The organism is Streptomyces sp. NBC_01017, assembly GCF_045162795.1.
Lineage (GTDB): Bacteria > Actinomycetota > Actinomycetes > Streptomycetales > Streptomycetaceae > Streptomyces > Streptomyces machairae.
Window position 1 is genome coordinate 3,855,296 of record NZ_CP108683.1, and the last position, 24,643, is coordinate 3,879,938.

Sequence of the window (24,643 nt, forward strand, 5' to 3'; positions counted from 1 at the left end):
GAGGGTTCTCCTTGTCGTTCTATGCGGCGGATTCGGGGCCCCGACGCAGGACCAGAGCCGCGTTGGAGCCCATCAGTCCCCTGCTGAGGACCAGGGCCGTGCGGAGCTCGGCCGGGCGTGCCGTGCCGGTCACCAGGTCGATGTCGTGGCAGATGTCGAAGACGCCCGGCGTCGGCGGTATCTGCCCGTGCTCCATGGCCTGCACCGCGGCCACGATGTCCAGCAGGGGCGCCCCGCAGTACGACCGCCCGATGCCGGTCTTGGGGGCGGTGACCGGCACTCGGGTGCCGTGCCGGCCGAGGGCGTCGGCGAGGGCGAGCGCCTCGGCACGGTCCGCGTCGGGCACGCCCATCGCGTCGGCGAAGACCACGTCGATCTCCTCCGGCGCGCAGCCGGCCTCGTCGAGGGCGCCCCGGATGGCCTGCGCGAGGCCCTCCCGCGACCGGTCCCAGCGCGAGGCGCCCGTGAACGTGGCCGCGTGTCCCGCCACGGTGGCCCGGACGGCCGCCTCCCGGCGCTGTGCCCGGTCCAGGTCCTCCACGACCAGTACGGCACCGCCCTCGGCGGGTACGAAACCGCAGGCCGCCGAGGTGAAGGGACGGTAGGCGCGGGCCGGGTCCTCGACGGTGCTGAGCTCGGGGTAGCCGAGCTGGCAGACCCCCGAGTACGGGGCGAGCGGCGCCTCGGCGGCCCCGACCACGACCACGTCCGTGCCCCGGTGCACCGCCCGCGCGGCGTGCGCGACGGCGTCCAGGCCGCCCGCCTCGTCGCTGGCCACCACCCCGCAGGGGCCCTTGAAGCCCTTGCGGATGGAGATCTGGCCCGTGCTGGCGGCGTAGAACCAGGCGATGGACTGGTAGGGCCCGACGAACCGGGAGCCCTTGCCCCACAGCTTCTGCAGTTCCCGCTGGCCGAACTCGCCGCCGCCGGACCCGGCCGCGGTGACCACACCGACCGAGTACGGCGAGTCGGCGGCGCTGCTGCTGAGTCCCGCGTCCTGCAGGGCTGCGTCGGCGGCGGCCAGTGCGAAGTGGGTGAACTTGTCGGTCTGGACGAGGAAGGTCTCCTCGATCAGCGCCGACGGGTCGAATCCGCGGACCTCTCCGGCGACGCGGAGCGGAAGGTGCTCGCAGCCCTCCCGGGTGACCCGGTCCAGTACGCTCGCGCCCTCCTTCACGGACTTCCAGTAGGTGTCCGCGTTCAGGCCGTTGGGCGCGACCACACCCATTCCGGTGACCGCTGTGCGCCGGGTGCGTTGACCACTCATTGTCGTCTCCTCCCACTCGGCCCCGTCAGGAGCACCGCGGACTGGAACCCGCCGAAGCCGCTGCCCACGGAGAGCACGTTGTCGAGCCTGCGGGGGCGAGCGGTGCGCGGGACGTAGTCCAGGTCGCACTCGGGGTCCGGGGTCTCGTAGTTCGCCGTCGGCGGTACCACCTGCCGGGCCAGCGCGAGCACACAGGCGACGACCTCGATCGCGCCGATCGCGCCGAGCGAGTGGCCCACCATGGACTTGATCGAGCTCATCGGGGTGTCGTAGGCGTGGGAGCCCAGCGACTTCTTCACCGCGGCGGTCTCGTGCCGGTCGTTCTGGCGGGTGCCCGAGCCGTGCGCGTTGACGTAGTCGATCTCGGTGGGGTCCACGCGCGCGTGGTCGAGCGTGTCGTCGATGGCGCGGGCCATCTCCAGGCCCTCACTGGTGAGTCCGGTCATGTGGTACGCGTTGCCGAACGTCGCGTAGCCGCCGATCTCGCAGTAGATGTGCGCGCCGCGCGCCCGGGCGTGCTCCAGCTCCTCCAGGACCAGCACCGCGGCGCCCTCGCCCATGACGAATCCGTCGCGGTGGGCGTCGAAGGGGCGGGAGGCGTGCTCGGGGTCGTCGTTGTTGGGCGACGTGGCCTTGATGGCGTCGAAGCAGGCCATGGTGATCGGGGAGATCGGCGAGTCCGACGCCCCGGCTATGCAGATGTCGGCGCGGCCCTCCTCGACGGTGTGGAAGGCGTAGCCCACCGCGTCGAGTCCGGAGGTGCAGCCGGTGGACACGGTCTGCACCGGGCCCTGGGCGCCGAACCGTTCGGCGACGTCGGCCGCGAGCGTGCTGGGCGAGAACGCCCGGTGCAGTTGCGGCTCGGCGTTGCGGTGCTCGACGTCCCAGCGCTGCCCGTGCTCGCTGACCAGGACGTAGTCGTGCTCCAGCCGGGTCGTGCCGCCCACCGCGCTGCCCAGGGACACGGCCACGCGCCAGGGGTCCTCGGCGGCGAAGTCGACACCGCTGTCGGTCACGGCCTCCTGCGCGGCGACCAGGGCGAACTGTATGTACCGGTCGGCGCGTTCTCCGATGTTGGGTTCGAGGCCGTACGTGAGGGGGTCGAAGTCGCACTCGGCGGCTATCCGGGACCGTAGGCCCTCGGGGTCGAACAGGGTGATGCCGCGGGTCGCCGTCCGGCCGTTGGAGAGGAGGTCCCAGAACGCCGGGACCCCGATCCCGCCGGGGGCGACCACACCTATGCCGGTGACCGCCACGCGCCGGGTCACGAGAGCACTCCGGGTCGCTCGGGCTGCCCGCCCTCCTCCTGGACGAGCGGGTACGGCTTGAGGTCGTCGCTGATCTCCGGTGCCTCGGTGTCGACGTGGCCGAGCTTGGGGTTCGGCGCGAGCGGGCCCAGATGGAAGACCATCCGGGCCTCCTCGTCACCGACGTTGCGGAAGCGGTGCCGCATGTCGATGGGGATCATCAGGCCCTGGTCGGAACGGAGGGAAAACGTTTCTCCATCCAGGTCGACCTCCAGCCTGCCCTCGACGACGTAGATGAACTCCTCGGAGTACGGGTGGTAGTGCTCGCTGATGCGTTCGCCGGGCCGCATGATGGCCAGGCCCATGAAGCCGCTCGTGGCACCCACCGTGACCGGGGTGAGCAGGGTGCGCAGGTCGCCGCCGCGCTTGCGGTTGGGCTCGATCTCTTTGAGGTCCACGACGCGCGGGCGCATCTTGTCCATGGTCTGTCTCCAGGTCGTTCGGTGGGGTGATGGTCCCTGCGCGGTCAGGACTGCGCAGCCCTGCGGTCGGTGATCAGCGCCATGTCGGCGTGCGTCAGGAGGCGGGTCGCCTCGCGCCCGCCGCTGAACGGTCCGGCCACGCCGAGCGCGTCGGTGTCCAGCAGCCGGGCCAGCACCGCGGCCTTCCTCGGGCCTTGGATGCCGAGCGCCATGACCGGGTCGGTCTCGGGATCACCCCGTACGTCGATGAGGCGGACGACGATGTCCTCGCGCTGGAAGACGGTGCTGCGGTGCACGGGGCCGGCCGGGTCGGCCGCCGCGGTCTCGTCCTGCCGCGAGAGCAACCGGGCCAGCGCCATTCCGCAGCCCTTGCGGGCCGGGTAGTACAGGGCGTGCCGCTTGATGTCGTCCGGCTCCGGGCCGCCGCGTGCCACGTGGTGGACGGGCGGCATGGCGGCGCGGATGAAGAACGTCCGCGCGGACTCGGGGTCGGCCAGGTCCCGGTGCTGCTCCAGATGCAGGTTGAGGGCCTCCTCGACGGCCCGCACCTCGGGCTGGCGCGAGACGTGGCGCAGGGCCGCCATCAGGTCGCCCTCCACCTCGACTGTGCGGACGACCCGGTTGCCGTGCATGAACAGGGTCGTGCGGCGCAGCCGCGTGGTGTCGTCGACGCGGGCCTCGGGCGGTGCGTATCCGGCGAGGATCTCCGCGACCTTGGACTCGGAGCCGGGCTTGACGGTGAAGGTCAGGGCGTGGCGGATCACCCCGTCGCCCACCCTTACGGCCGTCTGGAGCCCGCCGGCCTTTTCCGCGCGGGCGCCGCCGGTCTCGCGGACGATGCCGTACCGCATCGAGCGGAGTTCGCGGACGCAGCTCTGCAGGGGCCGGACCGTCTCGAGATGCTCTTCACTGTTCACCCAGGCGAGGTACGGCGGGGCGGTGGCCCATTCACTCGTGATGAGCCACTGGGACGGGTTCTCCAGGGACTGGCACAGCTGGTCACCGAGGTGGCCGGGGACCGACGCGACTCGGTCGCGCATGTGCTCGTAGGCGTCCAGGAACTGTTGCTCGGCACCTTCGTGGAGGTCGACGAGAAGGAGGACTCGCATCCTGGAGCCGTCGAACGCCGACTGGGATGTATAGGGCGAAGTGGTCATCCGGCAGACCCTTCCTTCGCGGGAGCAAGCGGCGGCCGTCCGTGTCCACCAGCGCGAACGCGGGTTTCGGCCCTGAGCCTTCATCGTGGGTCAGGGCTCTGGGGTCCGCGAGCCATGCGGGCCAAAGGGGGGAACTGGCCGTGCTTGTGTGTCCGGCGGCCGCCGACGCTGAGTCAGGCGCGGGCCGGGGTGGGTGCCAAGAAGGGGGTGTCGGCGGGGTGTTCGGGGGTGCGCGGCTGTGCCTGCGGCGGCCCGTTGCTGTTCGGTGGGGGTGCGCGTGGCGCCTGACGGTGCGTCGGGGGTCGGGGCCGTGCCGGGGGTGTCCGTCCTCGGTCGGGCGGTTGCCGAGCCTCAAGAGGTGCTGTGCCTTGACGCCCACCGCTGCGGGCGGACACCCCCCGGCACGTCCCCTTCGCGCCGTACGCGGGTGCCGCGCCGCGGGGATACGCGCACTACTCCGCCAGGTGGCGCTCCACCGTTTCCACCTTGGAGGTGAGGCCGTCCGTCACTGTGGGCCTGATGTCGGCCTTGAGGACCAGCGATACGCGCGGGGCCCGTTCCTCTACGGCTGCCACGGCGCGCTTGACCACGTCCATGACGTCGTCCCAGTCGCCCTCGATCGAGGTGAACATCGCGTCGGTGCGGTTGGGCAGGCCCGACTCGCGGACCACGCGGACGGCGTCGGCGACGTACTCCCCCACGTCCTCGCCGACGCCGAGCGGCGTCACGGAAAACGCGACGATCATGCGTTCACGATTCCTTCGTTGCGGGCGCGGGAGGCGATCACCGCGTTCTCGGCCTCGCGCTTGAGCATGCGCTCGGCGAAGAAGCCGCCGGTCGGCAGGACGGAGAGGACGAAGTAGAGCGCCGCGGTCTTCAGGGACCACTTGGTGCGGTTCCAGGCGTCCGCCCAGAAGATCACGTACAGGATGAAGAGCACGCCGTGGACCATGCCCATCACGGGCACCGCGTTGAAGTCGGTCGTCCGCTTCAGCACCGAGCACAGGAGCAGGAGCAGGAACGACACCGCCTCGGGGGCCGAGACGAGACGGAGGCGGCGGAGGGAGGTGGCGGTCTTGATGTCCACGGGTCACCTTCGGTGGGTTCGGGAGAGGTCTGCTCGGATCAGCTTGTGAACACAAGCACAAACGTTCACCCATTGTGGCAAACGTTGGCCGCCGGGTTGGCATCGGGTGGATGACAGCGTCTCCGCGTCCGGAGGATCGGGGTGTCGTCAGGGGTGAAGTCCGTCTCTGGGATCTGTTGGCGGCAGGTCCCGGCGGCTACCTTCGCTGCGTGGCGATGTTCCGACTGCAAGGCAGCAAGGTGCTCGCCGTCGACATGACCGGTGATGCCGTGAAGGCGAAGAACGGCTCGATGGTCGCGTACGACGGGCAGATGGCCTTCAAGAAGATGAGCGGCGGCGGTGAGGGCATCCGGGGCATGGTGACCCGGCGGCTCACCGGTGAGCAGATGACGGTGATGGAGGTGAAGGGGCATGGGACGTGCTGGTTCGCGGACCGGGCCTCCGAGATCAATCTCGTGAACCTCCAGGGGGACAAGCTGTACGTGGAGTCGAGCAATCTGCTCGCCACGGACGGTGGGCTGCGGACCGGTACGTCCTTCACCGGGATGCGCGGTGCCTCGCAGGGCAACGGGCTCTTCACGACGACCGTTGAAGGGCACGGGCAGGCGGCGATCATGTCGGACGGGCCCGCGGTCGTGCTGCGGGTCAGTTCGCAGTTTCCGCTGACTGTCGACCCGGGGGCCTATGTGGCCCATCAGGGGAATCTGCGGCAGTCCTTCCAGTCCGGTGTGACCTTCCGCACGCTCATGGGCGAGGGCGGCGGCGAGGCCTTCCAGATCCGGTTCGAGGGGGACGGGCTGGTGTACGTACAGCCGAGCGAGCGGAACACGATCGCGGGGGATGTCTGAGATGGGCTTCCGTGAGATCAACTCCAAGATGGTCGAGGCGACCGTCATGTCGGGGCAGCGGCTGTTCAGTCAGCGCGGGGCGATGCTCGCCTACAAGGGCGAGGTGTCCTTCACCCCCAACACGGCCGGCGGCCAGGGCGGGATCATGTCGATGATCGGGCGCCGGGTGGCGAACGAGGACACCCCGCTGATGACCGTCGAGGGCAGCGGCACGGTGCTCTTCGGGCACGGCGGCCACCATGTCCAGGTGATCAACCTCGCCGGCGACACCCTGTGCGTCGAGGCGGACCGCCTCCTCGCCTTCGAGGGCACGCTCCAGCAGGGCACGATGTTCCTCGGCTCGCAGGGCGGGGTCATGGGCATGGTCCGCGGACAGATCAGCGGGCAGGGGCTGTTCACGACCACCCTCAAGGGGCACGGGGCCGTGGCCGTCATGGCGCACGGCGGCGTCTTCGAGATCCCGATCACCCCGCAACGGCCCGTCCACGTCGACCCCCAGGCCTACGTCGCCCACCACGGCGACGTACGCAACAAGCTGTCCACGGCCCTGGGCTGGCGCGACATGGTGGGCCGCGGCTCCGGCGAGGCCTTCCAGCTGGAGCTCAGCGGCAACGGTGCGGTGTACGTCCAGGCGTCGGAGGAGAAACTGTGAGCGCCCCCTACCAAGCCCCCGGCGGCCCCGCGGTCCTCGACCCGATGACGCTGCCGTCCGACGACAACGTCAACGCCTACACCTTCTGCGTGGAGCTCAAGGGGAGCCAGTGGTTCCTGCAGAAGGGGAAGATGATCGCCTACTACGGCTCGATGGACTTCAACGGCGTCGGGCACGGGCGACTCGACCGACTTGTCCGTACGTCCTTCCATTCGCCACTGCACGCGAGCGACTGGGTCGTGGCGGAGGGCAACGGCAAGATGCTGCTGGCCGACCGGGCCTTCGACGTGAATTCGTTCGACCTCGAAGACGGCAACCTGACCATTCGCTCCGGCAACCTGCTCGCTTTTCAGCCAACTCTTGCTCTCAAGCAGTCGATCGTGCCGGGTTTTCTGACACTCATCGGAACCGGAAAGTTCGTAGCCGCATCTAACGGTCCGGTGGTGTTCATGGAACCCCCGATCCGGGTGGACCCACAGGCACTCGTCGGCTGGGCCGACTGCCCCTCCCCGTGCCATCACTACGACCATGGCTACATGACCGGCGTGATGGGCGGTCTACGTGCACTGACAGGCCTCGGCGGGGCCTCCGGAGAGGAGCATCAGTTCGAGTTCGTCGGAGCCGGTACGGTCCTGCTCCAGTCGAGCGAGACCCTCATGGCCGAGCACGCCACGGGGGCGGTTCCGCCGGAGCCCGGAGTGCCCGGTTCCGGAGGGACGCACACAGGCCCTTCACAACAGGCCGGGGCACCGCGCCTTCCCGGACAGCTGGGAGACCTCCAGCGTCGCTTCGGGCTGTGAGCGGTAGTCTGCGGAGTGTGACATCGAACGTGTGCGCACACGGTCGTGTCACAGATAAACCCTCACTAGTTCGCCTTTCAACTTTTTAGGTAGACTTCATTCATGGAGACCGAGACGGCCACCCGCTGGCTGACCGATGCGGAGCAGTGCGCCTGGCGCACCCACCTGGAGGTCAACAGGCTGTTGACGTACCAGCTCGAAAAAGACCTGCAGCCGTTCGGCCTGACAATGAACGACTACGAGATCCTGGTGAACCTCTCCGAGTCGGAGGACGTACGGATGCGGATGAGCGACCTCGCGTCGGCCACCCTCCAGTCCAAGAGCCGCCTCTCCCACCAGATCACCCGCATGGAGAACGCGAACCTGGTCCGCCGTGAGAACTGCGAGTCCGACCGCCGCGGCCTCTACGCCGTCCTCACCGACCACGGCATGGAGACGATGAAGAAGGTCGCGCCCCACCATGTGGCGTCCGTGCGCAGGCACTTCATCGACCTGCTGTCCACCGACGCCCTGGCGGAGCTCGACAAGGGCCTGAAGCCGATCGCGGAGCACCTGCGCGGGCAGCGCGGGCGTCCGTGACACCCGGGTAGGGGCTGAAGGGTCTAGGCGAGCGGCAGGCGGAGTTCGAACAGGGCGCCGCCTGCCGGGGCGTCCCGGACCGTGAGTGTGCCGCCATGGCGTGCGGCCACGTCCCGGGCGATGGCGAGTCCGAGCCCGGCGCCGCCGTCGTCGCGGGTGCGGGCCTCGTCCAGCCGTACGAACCGCTCGAAGATCCGCTCCCGGTCGGCCTCGGCCACCCCGTCCCCGTCGTCGGCCACGGCCGCCACGGCCCAGTCCCCGTCCCGCCCGACGGACACGGTGACCGCGTCCCGGGCGTGCCGCTGGGCGTTGTCGAGCAGGTTGCCCAGGACCCGCTCCAACTGCCCCCGCGACCCGGCCACCTCCGCGACGTCCGCCTCGACGGCCACGTTCTCCCGGCCCCGCGCCTCCCGCCGCGCCACCTCACCCAGGTCGACCCGCTTGTCGCCGGGCCCCTCCCCCGCGTCCAGGCGGGCGAGCAGCAACAGGTCGGCGGCGAGGCGCTGCAGCCGTACGGTGTCCTCCACCGCGCCCGGCACGTCCAGCAACTCCGGGTGGGCGACGCCCACTTCGAGCTGGGTGCGCAGGGACGCGATCGGGCTGCGCAGTTCGTGCGAGGCGTCGGCGACGAACCGGCGCTGGCGCTCCACGGAGGTCTCCAGCGCGGCCAGCGTCTCGTTGGTGGTGCGGGCGAGCCTGGCGACCTCGTCGTGCGTGTCCGGCTGCGGCACACGCCGGGCGAGGTCCTCGGACGCGGTGATCGCGGCCATCTCGCGCCGGATGCCCTCGACCGGGCGCAGTGCGCGCCGGGTGACCAGCCAGGTCACGGCCGCGACGACGCCGAGCAGCAGCGGGAAGCCGATCAGCATGACGGTGAGCGCGGAGTTCACGGCGCTCTGCTCGGCCTCCAGGGAGCCGCCTGCGTAGACCGTGAGTGTGCCCCGGTCTTCGGTCTCCACCGGGACGGCGGCGAAGCGGTAGTCGGCGGGGTCGCCGTCGATCGTCGCCGAGCCGTCGGTGAGCGCGCTCACCTCGCCGATCTCGCCGGCGTCCTGGGCCGTGTCGTCGTCCGAAGCGTCTGCCTTGCCGTCGTCCGCGTCGTCGTCGGCGTCCTCGCCGCCCGGCCCGGCGGTGTTGCCCGTACCCCCCGTGTCACCCTTCCGCGGCTGCGGCTGCACGGCGTCGGTGCCCGTGCCGCTGATCCGCTCCAGGTCCTCGGTGGCCGCGACGAGATGGCCGTTCGCGTCGACCACCTGGACCGGGCTGTCGTCGTCGATGTCCAGCTGGTCGTACGGCTTCCCGGCGGCGAGCTGGGCGACGACGTTCTGCGCCGTGCGCTCCGCGTCGTTGCCCGCCTGGTCGATCAGGTTGGACCGCAGCGACAGCAGGACCGCCGCGCCGGCCGCGACCAGCGCCACGGCGACGACGAGGGTGGCGGCGAGGGTGGCCCGCGACCGGACCGAGCCGAAGAGCCTTCTCATCGTTCCTTCTCCAGCCGGTATCCGGCGCCGCGGACCGTCTTGATGAGCCCGGCGCGCAGCTTGCGCCGCAGGGTGCTGACGTACACCTCGACGATGTTCGGATCGCCCTCGTACGCGAAGTCCCAGACGTGCTCCAGGATCTCGGCCTTGGACACCACCTCGCCGGCCCGCAGCACGAGCTGCTCCAGGACCGAGAACTCCTTGGTGGTGAGGGACACTTCGTCGTCGCCGAGGAAGACCCGGCGGGCGGCGGTGTCGACCTTGAGGTCGCCGTGGACGTGCACGGGCGAGGCCCCGGCACCCTGTCCCCCGCGCCGCAGCAGTGCCTTGACCCGGGCGACGAGGACGACGTACGAGAACGGCTTGGTGAGGTAGTCGTCGGCGCCGGTGTCCAGCCCCTCGGCCTCGTCGTACTCGCCGTCCTTGGCGGTGAGCATCAGGATCGGCACGTCGTGGCCGGCGCCGCGCAGGGCGGCGCAGACGCGGTAGCCGTTCATGCCGGGCAGCATGATGTCGAGGATCACGAGGTCGTACGACCCCTCCGAGGCCCGGAACAGCCCCTCCCGGCCGTCGTGGACGACGTCCACGGCGTACCCCTCGGCGGTCAGGCCCTTGGCGAGCGACAGGGCGAGCCGCTTTTCGTCCTCCACGATCAACAGGCGCATGCGTACAGCCTGGCAAAACGAAGCTGAAGATCTCTTCAGGGGGCTTCAGGTTCCTCTCAGCGTCGGTTCGGCAGATTGGTTCTCGTCGAAACCGAGCGACATGAAACGACACCAAGAGTCGTGAACCGTTGTGAAACACAACACTCTGGGAGGGAACCCCATGAAGCGCAACATCGTCATCGCCACCGTCACCGCCGCGGCTCTGGTCGGCGGCGGCACCGTCGCGGCCTACGCGTCGGCCGACGACGGCAACGCGCCCACCCAGCGTCAGACGAACGTCCGGGTCACCGACGACGACCGGAACGACGACGCCGACGACCGTAAGGACGACGCGACCGACGACCGCAGCGATGCCGCGGACGACCGGAGCGACGACGCCACCGAGGTCCGTGCTTCCACGATCAGCGCCGCCGACGCGATCGCCGCCGCGCTGAAGAACACGCCGGGCACGGCCGTCTCCGCCGACCGGGACGACGACGGCGCCGACGCGGGCGCCTGGGACGTGAACGTCGTCAAGGGCGACGGCACCGAGTACAACGTCCAGGTCTCCCCCGACACCGCCAAGGTCGTCGGCGCCCAGCGCGACGACGACGATGACAACGACGGCCGCGAGGACCTCGCCGCGCTGAAGGGCGCGAGCGTGGACGCCCGCGAGGCCGCCGAGGCCGGAGCGGCGAAGGGCACCGTCACCGACGTCGACCTGGACGACGACGGCCCCGCCGCGTGGAGCGTGGAGACCACCAAGGGCGAGTGGAAGGTCGACCTCAAGACGGGCAAGGTCACCCAGGACCACGACGACGACACCGCCCAGGACAACGGTCAGGACGACCGCGACGGCGACGACGACTGACGGGCGTCAGCGCGTCACACGAGGGGTACGGGATGTCCCGTACCCCTCTTCGCGTCCCCCCGCCGGGCCACGGCCACCGCCGTCACCAGCATCACCGCACCGGTGGCCGCGAAGCACACCCCCGCCGGAAGCCATCCGACCAGCACGCCGGCCGCCGCGGCACCGCCCGTGATGCCCGCATTGACGGCCGTGTTGACCCAGGCCCCGGCCTGGACCCGGGCCTCGGGCGCGGCGGCCTCGTCGGCGATGAGGTACGCGGTGGTGATCAGCGGCGACACGAAGACACCGGCGACCGCGACCGCCACGGCCAGGGTGCCGAGCCCCTGGGCCAGCCCGGCACCGCACAGCGCCAGCCCCAGGCCGGCCGCCTGCACGGACAGCCGGGTGCCGGCGGAGGCCCGCCACTCGACGGCCCCGTTGAGCAGCCCGCCGACGGCACTTCCGGCGGACAGGGCGGCGAGCACCCAGGCCGCGCTGCCGGCTCCGTGACCGTGCCCCTCCGCGAAGGCCACGACCAGCAGGTCGACCACGCCCAGGGCGAGGCCGACCCCCGCGGCCGCGATCACCGGCCGCCCCAGACCGCGCAGGACCCGCCGCCCGGCCGCGTCCGGACCCGGCTCGCGCTTGCCGGCCGGCACCGAGCGCACCGCGGGCGACGACACGAACCCGGCCGTCCCCGCCACCATCAGCGCCGCGCCCACGACGATGCCCGCCGCCGGCGGAGCGAACCCGACGAGCAGGCCCACCAGCAACGGCCCCGAGACGAAGAGCAGTTCCTCCGCGACGGCGTCGAGACTGTAGGCCCGCTGCATCAGCGCCCGGTCCGGGGCCAGCCGCCCCCACACGGCCCGCATGGTGGGTCCGAGCGGCGGAGTGCAGGCACCGGCGAGGGCGGCGCCGGCAGCGAGGACGAACGGCGAGGCGGCACCGGGACGCCAGAGGAGCGCCGCCAGCAGCCCGAGCAGCCCGGCGTGGACCGCGACCATCGGCACGAGCGCCCGGCGCGGCCCGTACCGGTCGATGAGTGCCGCCCTCGCGGGCGACAGGAAGACGCTGGTCGCGGAGAACAGCGCCATCACCACGCCCGCCACCGCGTACGACCCGGAGGACCGGGTCACGGCGAGCATCACGGACAGCGGGGCGATGCCGTACGACAGCCTGCCGGTCAGGGCTGCGGCGAAGGTGCGGCGGGCGTGGGGGATCCGGAGAACGGCGGCATACGAAGGCCGCACGTCGTGTGTGGAAGACACGGGGGTTCCTCGACTCGAGGCGGAAAAGGGGACGCCGGGGCGCCGCGCCGGTCACGACCGAGCGGTCGTTCACCGTGCGCGGGCAGGCGTGCCCTATGCCAAGAGGAGGTACATGCGCATCAACCTAGCAGCGGAAGGCGGAAGTTGACCACGGGTAATGCTCTCGGGGCGCTTCGGAGGTCAGGCCCCCGTGAGCCCCTCCACCAGCTCGTCCGCCGCCCGGTACGGGTCCAGCTCCCCGGCGACGATCTTCTCCGCCAGTGCCCCGAGCCTGCGGTCGCCGTGCAGGTCCGCGATGCGTTCGCGCAGGGCCGTGACGGCGATGGTCTCGACCTCGCGGGCGGCGCGGGCGCGACGGCGTTCGGTGAGGACTCCGCGCTCCTCCATCCAGGCGCGGTGCTTCTCCAGGGCCTCCACGACCTCGTCGATGCCCTCGGCGCGGGCGGCGACCGTCTTGACGATCGGCGGACGCCAGTCGCCCGGGCCGCGGGACTCGCCGAGGCCGAGCATGTGGTTGAGCTCGCGGGCGGTGGCGTCGGCGCCGTCACGGTCGGCCTTGTTGACGACGTACACGTCGCCGATCTCCAGGATGCCCGCCTTGGCCGCCTGGATGCCGTCCCCCATGCCCGGGGCCAGCAGGACGACGCTCGTGTCCGCCTGGGAGGCGATCTCCACCTCCGACTGGCCGACACCGACCGTCTCGACGAGCACCACGTCGCAGCCCGCCGCGTCCAGGACGCGGATCGCCTGCGGGGCGGCCCACGCGAGGCCGCCCAGGTGGCCGCGCGTCGCCATCGAGCGGATGTAGACGCCGGGGTCGGAGGCGTGGTCCGACATCCGGACCCGGTCGCCGAGCAGCGCGCCGCCCGAGAACGGCGAGGACGGGTCGACGGCCAGGACGCCGACCCGCTTGCCCTGCTTGCGGTACGCCGTCACGAGCGCCGACGTGGATGTCGACTTGCCGACTCCGGGCGAACCCGTGAGGCCGACGACATACGCGTTGCCCGTGAGCGGCGCCAGCGTCTCCATGACCTCCCTGAGCTGCGGGGACGCCCCCTCCACCAAGGAGATCAGCCGGGCCACGGCACGCGGCCGGCCCTCTCTCGCCTGGGCGACGAGTGTGGAGACGTCCTGCATCACTGCTCCGTTCGGAAAGGAAAACGTACGAGGTCTCAGGCCTTGGGTACCCGCACGATCAGTGCGTCACCCTGGCCGCCGCCGCCGCACAGCGCGGCCGCGCCGACGCCGCCGCCCCGCCGCTTCAGCTCCAGGGCCAGGTGCAGGACGAGCCGCGCACCCGACATACCGATCGGGTGACCCAGGGCGATGGCTCCGCCATTGACGTTCACCCTTTCCGACGACACCCCGAGGTCCTTCATTGACTGCACCGCAACGGCGGCGAAGGCCTCGTTGATCTCGATCAGGTCGAGGTCGGCGACCTCCAGGCCCTCCTTCTTCAGGGCGTGCTGGATGGCGTTCGAGGGCTGGGACTGAAGCGAGTTGTCCGGACCCGCCACATTGCCGTGCGCGCCGATCTCGGCGATCCAGTCCAGGCCGAGCTCCAGCGCCTTGGCCTTGCTCATGACGACGACCGCGGCGGCGCCGTCGGAGATCTGCGAGGCCGAGCCCGCCGTGATCGTGCCGTCCTTGGAGAAGGCGGGGCGCAGCTTGCCCAGGGACTCCGCCGTGGTGTCGCCGCGGATGCCCTCGTCCTTGCTGAAGAGGACCGGGTCGCCCTTGCGCTGCGGGATCTCGACCGGGGTGATCTCGGCCTCGAACAGGCCGTTCTTCTGCGCTGCGGCGGCGCGCTGGTGGGACTGGGCGGCGATCTCGTCCTGCGCGGGGCGCTGGATGCCGAGGCGGGTGTTGTGCTTCTCCGTGGACGCGCCCATGGCGATGCCCTCGAAGGAGTCCGTCAGACCGTCGTACGCCATCGCGTCGATCATCTCGATCGCGCCGTACTTGAAGCCCTCGCGGGACTTCGGCAGCAGGTGGGGGGCGTTGGTCATGGACTCCTGACCGCCCGCGACGATCACGTCGAACTCGCCGGCGCGGATCAGCTGGTCCGCGAGCGCGATCGCGTCGAGGCCCGACAGACACACCTTGTTGATGGTGAGCGCCGGGACGTTCATCGGGATGCCGGCCTTGACCGCGGCCTGGCGCGCCGGGATCTGCCCCGCCCCGGCCTGGAGCACCTGGCCCATGATCACGTACTGCACCTGGTCGCCGCCGATACCCGCACGGTCGAGGGCGGCCTTGATCGCGAATCCGCCGAGGTCGGCTCCGGAGAAGGACTTCAGCGAGCCCAGCAACCGTCCCATGGGCGTACGGGCGCCCGCGACGATCACCGAGGTACTGCTGTTCGTTCCAGTCATGAGGTGCGATCCCCTTCCGGCTGCACTGCCGAGGAGTGAACGAGGGTTTACTTCGAATGTACTGATGGCACTCCGTGCCGTCACCGGGCCGTAGGTGTGATCGCTGGCACGTTGCGTAACCATCGCCGCCGCGCTGCACTGAATTCCATGCTGACGCGAATCGACCACATCGGGATCGCCTGTTTCGACCTGGACAAGACCGTGGAGTTCTACCGGGCCACCTACGGCTTCGAGGTGTTCCACTCCGAGGTCAACGAGGAGCAGGGCGTCCGCGAGGCCATGCTCAAGATCAACGAAACCTCCGACGGCGGCGCCTCCTACCTGCAGCTTCTCGAGCCAACCCGCCCGGACTCCACCGTCGCCAAGTGGCTCGACAAGAACGGTGAGGGTGTCCACCACATCGCTTTCGGTACGGCGGATGTGGACGGCGACGCCGCCGACATCAAGGGCAAGGGCGTACGCGTTCTGTACGAAGAGCCCCGGCGCGGCTCCATGGGGTCACGAATCACCTTCCTGCACCCAAAGGATTGCCATGGAGTACTGACAGAACTGGTCACTTCGGCCCCTGTTGAGTCACCTGAGCACTGACCCTCGTACATATGGGCCGGTAGGGTTGGGGGCGGTCGCCGCTCAGTCCAGGGCGACCCGGCCCTGCCTTTTGACGGCGGGACCGAGCCGGGGTCCGGGTTTCGGGGGGCGAGGGTGGGGCAACAGCCCGTGCTCCGCCGTTGATCTGACACCATTCCCCGGGGGCCCCGTTCGGCGGATGGACGGTGCTCGTATGGAGAGACTTGCGACCAGGGGACGGATGGGACCGCGCAGTGCGGGGCTACGAACGCCAGGAGCGAGAGCCGGCGGCTGACGTCGACCACCTCTCTCGGTTCGAGGCCGAGATGGATCGGCTGAAGACCGAGCGGGAAAAGGCGATCCAGCACGCCGAGGACCTCGGCTACCAGGTCGAGGTGCTGCGCGCCAAGCTGCACGAGGCGCGGCGGACCATCATGTCCCGGCCCGCCTTCGACGGCGGGGACATCGGCTATCAGGCCGAACAGCTGCTGCGCAACGCCCAGGTGCAGGCCGACCAGCTGCGCCAGGAGGCCGAGCGGGAGCTCAGCCAGGCCCGGGCGCAGACTCAGCGCATCCTCCAGGAGCACGCGGAGAACGCGGCCCGGTTGCAGGCCGAGCTGCACCAGGAGGCGGTCACGCGCCGCCAGCAGCTGGACCAGGAGCTGGCCGAGCGGCGGCAGACCGTCGAGTCGCACGTCAACGAGAACGTGGCGTGGGCGGAGCAGCTGCGCGCCCGTACCGAGTCGCAGGCCCGCCGGCTCCTCGACGAGTCGCGTACCGAGGCCGAGCAGGCCATGGCGACCGCGCGTGCCGAGGCCGAGCGGCTCACCGGCGAGGCCCGCCAGCGCCTCACGGGCGCGGCCGAGGAGGCCCGCGCGGAAGCCGAGCAGATCCTGCTCCGGGCCCGTACGGACGCCGAGCGGCTGCTGAACGCCGCGTCCACGCAGGCCCAGGAGGCCACCGACCACGCCGAGCAGCTGCGCAGCTCCACGGCGACCGAGTCGGACAGCGCCCGCCGCCAGGCCACCGAGCTCAGCCGGGCCGCCGAGCAGCGCATGGCGGAGGCCGAGGAGGCGCTGCGCAAGGCGCAGTCCGAGGCCGAGAAGCTGGTCGCCGAGGCCACGACGTCCGCCGAGAAGGCCCTGTCGAGTGCCGAGTCGGCCAACGAACAGCGCATGCGTACGGCCAAGGAGCAGGTCGCCCGCCTGGTCAGCGAGGCCACCAAGGAGGCCGAGAGCACCAAGGCGGACGCCGAGCAGGTCGTCACCGACGCCCGCGCGCAGGCCGAGAAGATCGTCGCCGAGGCCTCCGAGAAGGCCCGGACGATCACCGCCGAGGAGAGCGCGACCCAGCTGTCGAAGGCGGCAAAGACCGCCGAGGACGTCCTCAACAAAGCGCAGGAGGACGCCCAGAACACCACCAAGGCCGCGGCCGAGGAGGCCGAGCGGATCCGCAGCGAGGCCGAGGCCGAGGCGGACCGGCTGCGCGCCGAGGCGCACGACATCGCCGAACAGCTCAAGGGCTCGGCGAAGGACGACACCAAGGAGTACCGCGCCAAGACGGTCGAGCTGCAGGAGGAGGCCCGTCGGCTGCGCGGCGAGGCCGAGCAGCTGCGTTCCGAGGCGGTCGCCGAGGGCGAGAAGATCCGCGCGGAGGCCCGCAAGGAAGCCGTCCAGCAGATCGAGGAGGCGGCCAAGACCGCCGAGGAGCTGCTCTCCAAGACCCGGCAGGACGCGGACGAGCTGCGCCAGAAGGCCACGACGGACAGCGAGAAGGTCCGCACCGAGGCCATCGAGCGGGCCACGACGCTGCGCCGGCAGGCCGAGGAGACCCTCCAGCGCACCCGTCAGGAGGCCGAGCGGCACCGCGAGGAGGTCGTCGAGCAGGCCGAGGGCATCACGGCCGACGCCGAGCGCGCCGCCCGCGAGCTGCGCGAGGAGACCGAGCGCGGCGTCGAGGCCCGCCGCACGGAGGCCGCCGAGGAGCTGACGCGCCTTCACACCGAGGCCGAGCAGCGGCTCGCGTCGGCCGAGCAGGCACTGTCGGACGCCCGTGAGGAGGCCTCCCGCATCCGGCGCGAGGCCGCCGAGGAGACCGACCGGCTGCGCACCGAGGCCGCCGAGCGGATTCGCACGCTGCAGCAGCAGGCCGAGGAAGAGGCCGACCGGCTGCGCACCGAGGCCGCGTCGGACGCCTCCACGTCCCGTGCCGAGGGCGAGGCCATCGCCGTACGCCTGCGTTCCGAGGCCGCGGCCGAGGCCGAGCGGCTGAAGTCGGAGGCGCAGGACACCGCCGACCGGGTCCGTGCGGAGGCCCAGGCCGCCGCCGAGCGGATCGGCACGGAGGCGTCCGAGACACTGGCCGCCGCCCAGGAGGAGGCCACCCGGCGCCGCCGCGAGGCCGAGGAACTCCTCGGCTCCGCCCGCCAGGAGGCCGACCAGGAGCGCGAGCGGGCCCGCGAACAGAGCGAGGAACTGCTGGCCTCCGCCCGCAAGCGGGTCGAGGAGGCGCAGACCGAGGCGGTGCGGCTGGTCGAGGAGGCCGACCGGCGCGCCACCGAGATGGTGTCGGCGGCCGAGCAGCACGCCCAGCAGGTCCGCGACTCCGTGTCGGGGCTGCACGAGCAGGCGCAGGAGGAGATCACCGGCCTGCGCAGCGCCGCCGAGCACGCGGCGGACCGTACCCGCCGGGAGGCCCAGGAGGAGGCGGACCGGGTCCGCTCCGACGCCTACGCCGAGCGGGAGCGGGCCAGCGAGGACGCGGGCCGCATCCGGCGCGAGGCCAACGACGAGTCCGAGGCCGCCAAGTCCCTCGCCGAGCGGACCGTCGGCGAGGCGATCGCCGAGGCCGACCGGCTGCGCTCGGAGGCCACCGAGCACGCACAGCGGGTGCGTACGGAGGCGTCGGACGCGATCGCCGAGGCCGACCAGGCAGCTTCGCGCACCCGGGCCGACGCCCGCGAGGACGCCAACCGGATCCGTTCGGACGCGGCGACGCAGGCGGACACCCTCATCACGGAGGCGCGTTCCGAGGCGGAGCGGCTCCAGTCGGAAACCGTCGCGGAGGCCGACCGGGTGCGCACCGAGGCGCGTGCCAAGGCCGAGAAGCTGGTCGGGGACGCCACGTCGGACGCGGAGCGGCTGCGCGCCGAGGCCGCCGAGACGGTGGGGTCGGCCCAGCAGCACGCGGAGCGGACCCGCAGCGAGTCCGAGCGCGTCAAGGCAGAGGCGGCCGCGGAGGCCGAACGGCTCGTGACCGCCGCCCGCGAGGAGGCCGAGCGCACCCTCGACGAGGCCCGCAAGGACGCGGGCAAGCGGCGCCAGGACGTGGCCGAGCAGGTCGACAAGCTCATCACGGAGACCACCGCCGAGGCGGACAAGCTGCTCACCGAGGCGCAGCAGCAGGCGCACAAGACGACCGCGGACGCCGAGGCGCAGGCCGACACCATGGTGGGCGCCGCCCGCAAGGAGGCCGACCGGCTGGTCTCCGAGGCGACGGTGGAGGGCAACTCGCGGGTGGAGAAGGCCCGAACGGACGCGGACGAGCTGCTCGTCGGCGCCCGCCGGGACGCCACCTCGATAAGGGAGCGCGCCGAGGAGCTGCGCGACCGCATCACGAGCGAGATCGAGGAGCTGCACCAGCGGGCCCGCCGCGAGTCCGCCGAGACGATGAAGTCGGCCGGGGACCGCTGCGACGCCCTCATCAAGGCGGCCGAGGAGCAGCTGTCCAAGGCGCAGGCGAAGGCCAAGGAGCTGGTCTCGGAGGCCAACTCCGAGGCGGGCAAGGTCCGTATCGCCGCCGTGAAGAAGGCCGAGGGCCTGCTCAAGGAGGCCGAGCAGAAGCGGTCCTCGCTGATCAAGGAGGCCGAGGAGCTCAAGGCCGAGGCGATCCGCGAGGCCAGGCGCACGGTCGAGGAGGGCAAGCGCGAGCTGGAGGTCCTGGTCCGGCGCCGCGAGGACATCAACGCCGAAATCTCCCGTGTCCAGGACGTCCTGGAGGCGTTGGAGTCCTTCGAGACACCGGCCGGCGGCAAGGACAACGGGGTCAAGGCGGGTGCGACGGTGGGCGCCCCTCGATCGGGTGGCAAGTCGTCAGACAGCTAGCGGGGCGAGAGGGTTCCGGTGTCTCCTGGGGCCTTTGACCAAGTTTTTGGCAAGCCGTCCAACGGTTAGCCACTCAAAAGGGGTCTCATTCTCCAGATCAAACACGTATCCGCTCGATGACACACCGCTTCGGCCCCTAGGATTCCACTTATCACCTCACCGGTCTCATTCGACAGGAACCCCATGAGCGACACTTCCCCCTACGGCTTCGAGCTTGTGCGGCGTGGGTACGACCGCGCGCAGGTGGACGAACGCATCTCGAAGCTCGTCTCCGACCGCGACAGCGCTCTGGCCCGCATCACCGCTCTGGAAAAGCGCATCGAGGAGCTCCACCTCGAGACGCAGAACGCCCAGGCCCAGGTAACCGACGCCGAGCCGTCGTACGCCGGCCTCGGCGCGCGTGTCGAGAAGATCCTCCGCCTCGCCGAGGAAGAGGCCAAGGATCTGCGCGAGGAGGCGCGCCGCGCCGCCGAGCAGCACCGCGAGCTCGCCGAGTCGGCGGCCCAGCAGGTCCGTAACGACGCAGAATCGTTCGCTGCGGAGCGCAAGTCCAAGGCGGAGGACGAGGGCGTCCGGATCGTCGAGAAGGCCAAGAGTGACGCCTCGCAGCTGCGTTCCGAGGCGCAGAAGGACGCGCAGTCCAAGCGCGAGGAGGCCGACGCCCTCTTCGAGGAGACCCGCGCCAAGGCCGCGCAGGCCGCCGCCGACTTCGAGACGAACCTCGCCAAGCGCCGCGAGCAGTCCGAGCGCGACCTGGCGTCCCGTCAGCAGAAGGCGGAGAAGCGCCTCGCGGAGATCGAGCACCGCGCGGAGCAGCTGCGCCTGGAGGCCGAGAAGCTGCGCACGGACGCCGAGCGCCGGGCCCGTCAGACGGTGGAGACGGCTCAGCGTCAGGCCGAGGACATCGTGGCCGACGCCAATGCCAAGGCCGACCGGATCCGTTCGGAATCCGAGCGCGAGCTCGCGGCTCTCACCAACCGCCGCGACAGCATCAACGCTCAGCTGACGAACGTCCGCGAGATGCTGGCGACCCTCACGGGCGCCGCGGTGGCCGCCGCCGGCACCCCGGCCGAGGACGAGCCGATCTCCCGCGGTGTTCCGGCGCAGCAGACCCGGTAACCGTTCGGCGTACATCGTCTGAACATCCGTGAAGCCCCTTGCCACTCGGGTGGCAGGGGGCTTTGCGGCGTTTTAGCGTGGTCGGCATGATCGAGCTCGAGGGGCTGACAAAGCGGTACGGCGAGAAGGTGGCGGTCAACAACCTCACCTTCGCCGTCAGACCTGGCATCGTCACCGGGTTCCTCGGCCCCAACGGCGCCGGGAAGTCCACGACCATGCGGATGATCCTGGGCCTCGACCACCCCACCGCCGGCGGCGTCCGTATCGACGGCAAACGCTACGACCAGCTCAAGGACCCGCTGACGTACATCGGCGCCCTGCTTGAGGCCAAGGCCTGGCACGGCGGGCGCAGCGCCTACAACCACCTGCTGTGCCTCGCCCAGAGCAACGGCATCCCGAGGAGCCGGGTGCGCGAGGTGCTGGACACGGTCGGGCTGACGGCGGTCGCGCGCAAGAAGACCAAGGGCTTCTCGATGGGCATGGGGCAGCGGCTCGGGATCGCGGGCGCGCTGCTCGGCGATCCGCGGATCCTGATGTTCGACGAGCCGGTCAACGGGCTCGACCCCGAGGGCATCCACTGGATCCGGAACCTGATGAAGTCCCTGGCCGCCCAGGGGCGGACGGTGTTCGTCTCCAGTCACCTGATGAGCGAGATGGCGCTGACCGCCGACCACCTCGTCGTCATCGGCCAGGGGCGGCTGCTCGCCGACACCTCCATGGCCGACTTCATCGAGCGCAACTCACGGTCGTACGTCCGGATCCGCACCCCGCAGCGGGAGCGGCTGCTCGACGTCCTGCCCACGGCCGGGATCTCGGCCGTGCAGACGGGTGACGGCTCGCTCGAAGTGGACGGCAGCAAGGCCGAGCAGATCGGCGAGCTGGCGGCGCGGCACGGGATCGTGCTGCACGAGCTGAGCCCGCAGCAGGCCTCCCTGGAGGAGGCGTTCATGCAACTGACCGCGGAGTCGGTGGAGTACCACGCGCACACCGGCGCGCCGCTGCCCCCCGAGCCGCGGCCGCAGTGGGGCGACGACTGGAGGAGGAGCTGAGCATGGCAGCCACGCAGGTCGTCCGCTCCGAATGGACCAAGATCCGGTCCGTGGCCTCCACCGTGTGGACGCTGTCCCTCGCCGTGGTGGTCACCATCGCCCTCGGGATGCTGATCTCGGGCCTGTCGAACAGCGAGTTCGACAACATGAGCGAGCGGGACAAGCTCTCCTTCGATCCGACCTTCATCAGCTTCGCGGGGATGACCCTCGGTCAGCTCGCGCTGATCGTGTTCGGCGTGCTCGTCGTCTCGAACGAGTACAGCACCGGCATGATCCGCACCTCGCTGGCCGCGGTGCCGCGACGTGGGACCTTTCTGGCCAGCAAGATCGCGGTGGCGACCGGCCTCGCACTGATCGTCGGCCTGGCCACCAGCTTCGTCACCTTCTTCCTGGGGCAGGCGATGCTCGGCGACCACCGGGCCGAGATCGGCGACCCGGGAGTGCTGCGCGCGGTGATCGGCGGCGGGCTCTACATGACCCTCATCGCGATGTTCTCGATGGGCGTCGCCGCGATGCTGCGCTCGCCGATGCTGTCGCTGGGCATCCTGATGCCGTTCTTCTTCCTGGTCTCCAACATCCTCGGCAACGTCTCGGCCACCGAGAAGATCGGCCAGTACCTGCCGGACCAGGCGGGAAGCAGGATCATGCAGGTGGTCACCCCGATCGACGACGACAAGCCGTACGGCCCCTGGGGCGGGCTCGGGATCATGGTGCTGTGGGTGGTCGTGGCGCTCGCGGGCGGCTACGCGGCACTCAAGAAACGGGACGCGTAGGGTCACGGTTGGTATGAGGTTTTACTTGCTCTTGAGTGGAACCGTCAGCGCGTCGGTATCCTCCTAACCCTTACGGGGGGCGTGTGCCCCGCTGTCCTGAACCTTTCGATGGGTGCGGAGCATGATCGAGGCAGTCGGCCTGACCAAGCGCTACGGCGACAAGACCGCTGTGTACAACCTGTCCTTCCAAGTGCGGCCCGGGGCCGTCACCGGCTTCCTGGGCCCGAACGGCTCGGGCAAGTCGACGACGATGCGGATGATCCTCGGCCTGGACAACCCGACGGCGGGCCATGTCACGATCGGCGGCTACCCGTACCGCAGGCTGCCCAACGCCCCCCGCCAGGTCGGCGCGCTGCTGGACGCCAAGGCCGTGCACGGCGGCCGGGCCGCCCGCAACCATCTGCTGTCGCTCGCCCAGCTGTCCGGCATCCCGCCCCGGCGCGTGGACGAGGTGCTGGGCGTGGTCGGCCTCCAGGACGTGGCCAAGAGGCGCTCCAAGGGCTTCTCGCTCGGCATGGGCCAGCGCCTCGGCATCGCCGCCGCGCTGCTCGGCGACCCTCAGGTGCTGCTGTTCGACGAGCCGGTCAACGGCCTCGACCCCGAGGGCATCCTCTGGGTGCGGAACCTGATGAAGTCGCTGGCCGCCGAGGGCCGGACCGTCTTCGTCTCCTCCCATCTGATGAGCGAGATGGCGCTGACCGCCGACCACCTGATCGTCATCGGGCGCGGACAGCTGCTGGCCGACATGAGCGTCAGGGACTTCATCGCGGCGAACTCCGCCGGCTTCGCCCGGGTCCGTACGCCCGACACCGAGCCGCAGCTGCGCGAGAAGCTGGCCGGCGCGCTCACCGAGGCGGGCGGGCACGTGCTGCCCGAGCAGGACGGCGGCCTCCGGGTGACCGGGCTGCCACTCCCCCGCATCAGCGACATCGCGCACGACACCGACGTACGGCTGTGGGAGTTGTCGCCGCACCAGGCCTCGCTGGAGGAGGCGTACATGCGGATGACGCAGGGTGCCGTCGACTACCGCTCGACCGTCGACCAGAAGACCGGGCTCCAGCAGCCGCTGCCGCCCGGCGCGCAGCCGCCGATGCCGGTTGCGGGGCAGGGCCAGCCCGGCTGGTACGCCCCGCCGCCGCCCGAGCAGGGCGGGCAGCCGTTCGCCGCGCCGCAGGGCGCGCCGGGTCAGGCGCCCGCCGGTCCCTACGGCGCTCCCGCCGCGCCCGGCGCCGGTACGGCCAACCCGTACGCCCAGCAGGCGCCTCAGGCGCCCCAGGGACCGCCTGCGGCCCAGCCCGCCGCTCCACAGGCCTTCGCCGCGCCCGCGCCCCAGCAGGCGCCCGCTCAGCCGCCCGCGCCGCCCGGCGCCCCTTACGCCCCTGCGCCCGCCGCCCCGACCACGCCCGAGGACGCCCGATGAGCACGCCCCAGCCCCCGATGCCGCAGACCGCCGCACCGAACTGGCAGGCGGCGCCCGGCTCGTCGTACCCCACCTACACCTCGCCGATCCCCGTCGTGCGCACGCACCTCGGGCACGCGCTCGCCTCCGAGTGGACGAAGATCCGGTCGGTGCGCTCCACGATCTGGACGCTCGGCGTGTTCGTGCTGCTCGTCGTCGGCATCGGCCTGGCCGCCGCCGCGCTGGTCGCCGCGAACTCCTCCGACGGCAGCCTGAGCGGCGAGAGCCCGCTGGCCTTCGGCTTCTTCGGGCTGCTGCTCGGCAGCATGTGCATCATCACGCTCGGCGTGCTGACCACCGCCTCGGAGTACGGCACCGGCATGATCCGGACCACGATGACCGCATGCCCGACCCGCAGCCGGGTGCTGCTGGCGAAGGCGATCGTCTTCTTCGTGGTCGCGTTCGTGGTGACGCTGGGGTCGGCCGTCCTGGTCGCCCTCGCCGACGTGGCCATGCTGGACGCGCGTGAGCCCAGCACCCAGGAGTGGCTGAAGGGCACGGTCGGCATCTCGCTCTACATCGCGCTGCTCGGCCTGCTCTCGCTGGTCGTCGGCTCGATCATCCGGCACTCCGCGGGCGCGATCACGATCATGATCGGTGTCATGCTGGCCCCGCTGGTCATGGCGCTGTTCATGTTCTCGGAGTCCCTGCAGGACCTTCAGCAGGCCCTGTTCGAGTACTCCATCCCGAACCAGCTCAGCGTCTTCTACGCCCAGTCCCTCACCGACAGCGGCCCGTCCGGCTGGGAGCCGCTGTGGATCATGCTCGGCGTGACGGCGGCCGCGTTCGCCGCCGCCTACGCGCTGCTGGAGAAGCGGGACGTGTAGTTCCGG

The 24,643-nt window shown here is 71.0% G+C and carries 23 protein-coding genes; 12 read left to right on the top strand and 11 right to left on the bottom strand.

Annotation, left to right across the window (positions count from 1 at the left end; translation table 11 throughout):
* Nucleotides 1-19 precede the first annotated feature (19 nt).
* From OG331_RS17385 to OG331_RS17410, 6 genes are all read right to left on the bottom strand, one after another.
* Complete coding sequence (locus OG331_RS17385) at nt 20-1,267, bottom strand: ketosynthase chain-length factor (RefSeq protein WP_406197140.1); 1,248 nt, start codon at nt 1,265-1,267, stop codon at nt 20-22.
* On the bottom strand, nt 1,264-2,535 hold the full coding sequence (locus OG331_RS17390; protein WP_406197142.1) for a beta-ketoacyl-[acyl-carrier-protein] synthase family protein: 1,272 nt from the start codon (nt 2,533-2,535) through the stop codon (nt 1,264-1,266). The genes OG331_RS17385 and OG331_RS17390 overlap by 4 nt, the downstream gene beginning before the upstream one ends.
* Nucleotides 2,532-2,996, bottom strand: a complete 465-nt coding sequence (locus tag OG331_RS17395) for a cupin domain-containing protein (RefSeq protein WP_369273455.1) — start codon at nt 2,994-2,996, stop codon at nt 2,532-2,534. The genes OG331_RS17390 and OG331_RS17395 overlap by 4 nt, the downstream gene beginning before the upstream one ends.
* A gap of 44 nt (nt 2,997-3,040) precedes the next feature.
* Nucleotides 3,041-4,153, bottom strand: a complete 1,113-nt coding sequence (locus OG331_RS17400; protein WP_406197144.1) for a SchA/CurD-like domain-containing protein — start codon at nt 4,151-4,153, stop codon at nt 3,041-3,043.
* A 452-nt stretch (nt 4,154-4,605) separates the two neighbouring features.
* Complete coding sequence (locus tag OG331_RS17405) at nt 4,606-4,899, bottom strand: MTH1187 family thiamine-binding protein (protein ID WP_328879262.1); 294 nt, start codon at nt 4,897-4,899, stop codon at nt 4,606-4,608.
* Nucleotides 4,896-5,240, bottom strand: coding sequence for a DUF3817 domain-containing protein (locus OG331_RS17410; RefSeq protein ID WP_362380493.1), 345 nt, complete (start codon nt 5,238-5,240; stop codon nt 4,896-4,898). The genes OG331_RS17405 and OG331_RS17410 overlap by 4 nt, the downstream gene beginning before the upstream one ends.
* A gap of 215 nt (nt 5,241-5,455) precedes the next feature.
* Between OG331_RS17410 and OG331_RS17415 the strand changes: the two genes are divergently transcribed.
* From OG331_RS17415 to OG331_RS17430, 4 genes are all read left to right on the top strand, one after another.
* Nucleotides 5,456-6,088, top strand: coding sequence for an AIM24 family protein (locus OG331_RS17415; RefSeq protein WP_362380851.1), 633 nt, complete (start codon nt 5,456-5,458; stop codon nt 6,086-6,088).
* 1 nt (nt 6,089) lies between these two features.
* Nucleotides 6,090-6,740, top strand: coding sequence for an AIM24 family protein (locus tag OG331_RS17420; protein ID WP_328884319.1), 651 nt, complete (start codon nt 6,090-6,092; stop codon nt 6,738-6,740).
* 44 nt (nt 6,741-6,784) lie between these two features.
* Nucleotides 6,785-7,540, top strand: a complete 756-nt coding sequence (locus OG331_RS17425) for an AIM24 family protein (RefSeq protein ID WP_406210076.1) — start codon at nt 6,785-6,787, stop codon at nt 7,538-7,540.
* Between the two features lie 102 nt (nt 7,541-7,642).
* A complete protein-coding gene (locus OG331_RS17430; protein WP_328879264.1) occupies nt 7,643-8,119 on the top strand; it encodes a MarR family transcriptional regulator in 477 nt (158 codons plus the stop codon).
* A gap of 23 nt (nt 8,120-8,142) precedes the next feature.
* On the opposite strand, the gene OG331_RS17435 is transcribed toward OG331_RS17430, so the two are convergent.
* Together OG331_RS17435 and OG331_RS17440 are read right to left on the bottom strand one after the other, a co-directional pair.
* On the bottom strand, nt 8,143-9,600 hold the full coding sequence (locus OG331_RS17435) for an ATP-binding protein (RefSeq protein ID WP_406197149.1): 1,458 nt from the start codon (nt 9,598-9,600) through the stop codon (nt 8,143-8,145).
* Nucleotides 9,597-10,265: a response regulator transcription factor gene (locus OG331_RS17440; protein ID WP_363040767.1), complete on the bottom strand. Its 669-nt coding sequence runs from the start codon at nt 10,263-10,265 to the stop codon at nt 9,597-9,599. The genes OG331_RS17435 and OG331_RS17440 overlap by 4 nt, the downstream gene beginning before the upstream one ends.
* A 160-nt stretch (nt 10,266-10,425) precedes the next feature.
* Here OG331_RS17440 and OG331_RS17445 point away from each other — a divergent pair, with 160 nt between their 5' ends.
* Nucleotides 10,426-11,115: a PepSY domain-containing protein gene (locus OG331_RS17445; protein ID WP_406197152.1), complete on the top strand. Its 690-nt coding sequence runs from the start codon at nt 10,426-10,428 to the stop codon at nt 11,113-11,115.
* A gap of 14 nt (nt 11,116-11,129) precedes the next feature.
* Here OG331_RS17445 and OG331_RS17450 read toward each other — a convergent pair whose 3' ends face one another.
* The 3 genes from OG331_RS17450 to OG331_RS17460 form a co-directional block, all read right to left on the bottom strand.
* Nucleotides 11,130-12,365, bottom strand: a complete 1,236-nt coding sequence (locus OG331_RS17450) for an MFS transporter (protein WP_406197155.1) — start codon at nt 12,363-12,365, stop codon at nt 11,130-11,132.
* A gap of 180 nt (nt 12,366-12,545) precedes the next feature.
* Nucleotides 12,546-13,502 (bottom strand): methylmalonyl Co-A mutase-associated GTPase MeaB, encoded by a 957-nt coding sequence (gene meaB, locus OG331_RS17455; RefSeq protein WP_328879269.1) that lies wholly within the window; start codon nt 13,500-13,502, stop codon nt 12,546-12,548.
* Nucleotides 13,503-13,537: 35 nt separating this feature from the next.
* Nucleotides 13,538-14,740, bottom strand: coding sequence for an acetyl-CoA C-acetyltransferase (locus tag OG331_RS17460; RefSeq protein WP_406197158.1), 1,203 nt, complete (start codon nt 14,738-14,740; stop codon nt 13,538-13,540).
* Nucleotides 14,741-14,887: 147 nt separating this feature from the next.
* Here OG331_RS17460 and mce point away from each other — a divergent pair, with 147 nt between their 5' ends.
* The 7 genes from mce (at nt 14,888) to OG331_RS17495 (ending at nt 24,637) form a co-directional block, all read left to right on the top strand.
* Complete coding sequence (mce, locus tag OG331_RS17465) at nt 14,888-15,328, top strand: methylmalonyl-CoA epimerase (RefSeq protein WP_030046674.1); 441 nt, start codon at nt 14,888-14,890, stop codon at nt 15,326-15,328.
* Nucleotides 15,329-15,561: 233 nt separating this feature from the next.
* A complete protein-coding gene (scy, locus tag OG331_RS17470) occupies nt 15,562-19,410 on the top strand; it encodes a polarized growth protein Scy (RefSeq protein WP_406210079.1) in 3,849 nt (1,282 codons plus the stop codon).
* 183 nt (nt 19,411-19,593) lie between these two features.
* Nucleotides 19,594-20,529, top strand: coding sequence for a cellulose-binding protein (locus tag OG331_RS17475; protein ID WP_328423347.1), 936 nt, complete (start codon nt 19,594-19,596; stop codon nt 20,527-20,529).
* Nucleotides 20,530-20,615: 86 nt separating this feature from the next.
* Entirely contained in the window at nt 20,616-21,578 is a 963-nt protein-coding gene (locus OG331_RS17480; protein WP_406197161.1) for an ATP-binding cassette domain-containing protein, read from the top strand.
* A 2-nt stretch (nt 21,579-21,580) separates the two neighbouring features.
* Nucleotides 21,581-22,351 (top strand): ABC transporter permease subunit, encoded by a 771-nt coding sequence (locus OG331_RS17485; RefSeq protein WP_406197163.1) that lies wholly within the window; start codon nt 21,581-21,583, stop codon nt 22,349-22,351.
* Between the two features lie 121 nt (nt 22,352-22,472).
* Entirely contained in the window at nt 22,473-23,771 is a 1,299-nt protein-coding gene (locus OG331_RS17490; protein ID WP_406197165.1) for an ABC transporter ATP-binding protein, read from the top strand.
* Entirely contained in the window at nt 23,768-24,637 is an 870-nt protein-coding gene (locus OG331_RS17495; RefSeq protein ID WP_406197169.1) for an ABC transporter permease subunit, read from the top strand. The genes OG331_RS17490 and OG331_RS17495 overlap by 4 nt, the downstream gene beginning before the upstream one ends.
* Nucleotides 24,638-24,643 lie beyond the last annotated feature (6 nt).

Excerpts from the sequence above, each read along its gene's own strand:
- OG331_RS17490 (WP_406197165.1), top strand. The coding sequence starts at position 22,473 with ATGATCGAGGCAGTCGGCCTGACCAAGCGCTACGGCGACAAGACCGCT.
- OG331_RS17485 (WP_406197163.1), top strand. The coding sequence starts at position 21,581 with ATGGCAGCCACGCAGGTCGTCCGCTCCGAATGGACCAAGATCCGGTCC.
- OG331_RS17405 (WP_328879262.1), bottom strand. The coding sequence starts at position 4,899 with ATGATCGTCGCGTTTTCCGTGACGCCGCTCGGCGTCGGCGAGGACGTG.
- OG331_RS17440 (WP_363040767.1), bottom strand. The coding sequence starts at position 10,265 with ATGCGCCTGTTGATCGTGGAGGACGAAAAGCGGCTCGCCCTGTCGCTC.
- OG331_RS17480 (WP_406197161.1), top strand. The coding sequence starts at position 20,616 with ATGATCGAGCTCGAGGGGCTGACAAAGCGGTACGGCGAGAAGGTGGCG.
- OG331_RS17445 (WP_406197152.1), top strand. The coding sequence starts at position 10,426 with ATGAAGCGCAACATCGTCATCGCCACCGTCACCGCCGCGGCTCTGGTC.
- OG331_RS17475 (WP_328423347.1), top strand. The coding sequence starts at position 19,594 with ATGAGCGACACTTCCCCCTACGGCTTCGAGCTTGTGCGGCGTGGGTAC.
- OG331_RS17400 (WP_406197144.1), bottom strand. The coding sequence starts at position 4,153 with ATGACCACTTCGCCCTATACATCCCAGTCGGCGTTCGACGGCTCCAGG.
- mce (WP_030046674.1), top strand. The coding sequence starts at position 14,888 with ATGCTGACGCGAATCGACCACATCGGGATCGCCTGTTTCGACCTGGAC.
- OG331_RS17460 (WP_406197158.1), bottom strand. The coding sequence starts at position 14,740 with ATGACTGGAACGAACAGCAGTACCTCGGTGATCGTCGCGGGCGCCCGT.
- OG331_RS17415 (WP_362380851.1), top strand. The coding sequence starts at position 5,456 with ATGTTCCGACTGCAAGGCAGCAAGGTGCTCGCCGTCGACATGACCGGT.
- OG331_RS17395 (WP_369273455.1), bottom strand. The coding sequence starts at position 2,996 with ATGGACAAGATGCGCCCGCGCGTCGTGGACCTCAAAGAGATCGAGCCC.
- OG331_RS17495 (WP_406197169.1), top strand. The coding sequence starts at position 23,768 with ATGAGCACGCCCCAGCCCCCGATGCCGCAGACCGCCGCACCGAACTGG.
- OG331_RS17385 (WP_406197140.1), bottom strand. The coding sequence starts at position 1,267 with ATGAGTGGTCAACGCACCCGGCGCACAGCGGTCACCGGAATGGGTGTG.
- meaB (WP_328879269.1), bottom strand. The coding sequence starts at position 13,502 with ATGCAGGACGTCTCCACACTCGTCGCCCAGGCGAGAGAGGGCCGGCCG.
- OG331_RS17425 (WP_406210076.1), top strand. The coding sequence starts at position 6,785 with ATGACGCTGCCGTCCGACGACAACGTCAACGCCTACACCTTCTGCGTG.
- OG331_RS17430 (WP_328879264.1), top strand. The coding sequence starts at position 7,643 with ATGGAGACCGAGACGGCCACCCGCTGGCTGACCGATGCGGAGCAGTGC.
- OG331_RS17435 (WP_406197149.1), bottom strand. The coding sequence starts at position 9,600 with ATGAGAAGGCTCTTCGGCTCGGTCCGGTCGCGGGCCACCCTCGCCGCC.
- OG331_RS17420 (WP_328884319.1), top strand. The coding sequence starts at position 6,090 with ATGGGCTTCCGTGAGATCAACTCCAAGATGGTCGAGGCGACCGTCATG.